Origin of the sequence: Gelidibacter salicanalis, from assembly GCF_016469035.1 — a bacterium.
In the GTDB taxonomy this organism is placed as follows: domain Bacteria; phylum Bacteroidota; class Bacteroidia; order Flavobacteriales; family Flavobacteriaceae; genus Gelidibacter; species Gelidibacter salicanalis_A.
On the sequence record NZ_JAEHJZ010000083.1, the window covers coordinates 1 to 826 of the forward strand.

Here is an 826-nt window from a genome sequence, read left to right on the forward strand (position 1 = left end):
TCCCTTCGGTCATGAGTAAGTTGGCCAGAGCTGAATACTGTGTTGACGCATCTGGTTGGTTTGCCGTTTATGGGTAAAACATTGGGTCAAGGGAAGGAAATTTGGAGGTTGTGCTGTTCTGGGCGGCCTAGTAGTATAGAACCGTCTTGTTCTATAACTTGTTAAGTGCTTTGCTTGTGGTTTGAATTTAGGATCCCTTGTTTTTGTCGTTTAGTTTTAAAGTTGGGGCTTATTTGACCCCCAATTAGTTGGGAGTGCCATTTTAGATTTCAAATTTATACATTTGAGATGTGAACTGTAAGAAATGGACCTTGGATGCTTTATAGGAATCGGGTATATTTGAGAACGGCAAACAGAAATGGCATGGGGTGCATAGGGGAGATATATGTCATTCTATATTATATATACATATGTTGTCATTAATACCAAATAAATTTGTAAACTCCATAAAATGTAATAACTTTGTAGCCACACAATAAAGTTATGGAAACAGCAATCATCAAAATCGGAAATTCCAAAGGCTTGCGTTTGAGCAAAACCATTTTGGAAAAGTATAATATCAAGGACAAGGTCGAAATGATTTTGGAAAAAGGACAAATAATCCTGAAACCAATCGATAGTCCGAGAAAGAATTGGGACAAGGCTTTTGAAAAAATGAGGAAAAACAATGATGATCGTTTATTGTTCAGTGATGTGTTCGAGGATGAAAACTTTGAGGAATGGAATTAAACCAATATTCCATCGTTCTGGTAAATCTAGACCCAACAATCGGTAGTGAAATCAAAAAAACACGTCCTTGTGTAATCTTATCGCCAGACGAAATAAA

Annotated in this window: 2 protein-coding genes; both read left to right on the plus strand. The window is 36.8% G+C overall.

All coding sequences use genetic code 11. The features are described from left to right. Positions 1-483 precede the first annotated feature (483 nt). The gene (locus JEM65_RS20840; protein WP_199603612.1) at positions 484-729 is read left to right on the plus strand and encodes an AbrB/MazE/SpoVT family DNA-binding domain-containing protein; all 246 of its coding nucleotides are present in this window, start codon (positions 484-486) and stop codon (positions 727-729) included. Beyond that, on the plus strand, positions 720-826 hold a 107-nt coding region (locus JEM65_RS20845), incomplete at its 3' end, for a type II toxin-antitoxin system PemK/MazF family toxin (protein ID WP_199603639.1). The genes JEM65_RS20840 and JEM65_RS20845, both read left to right, overlap by 10 nt.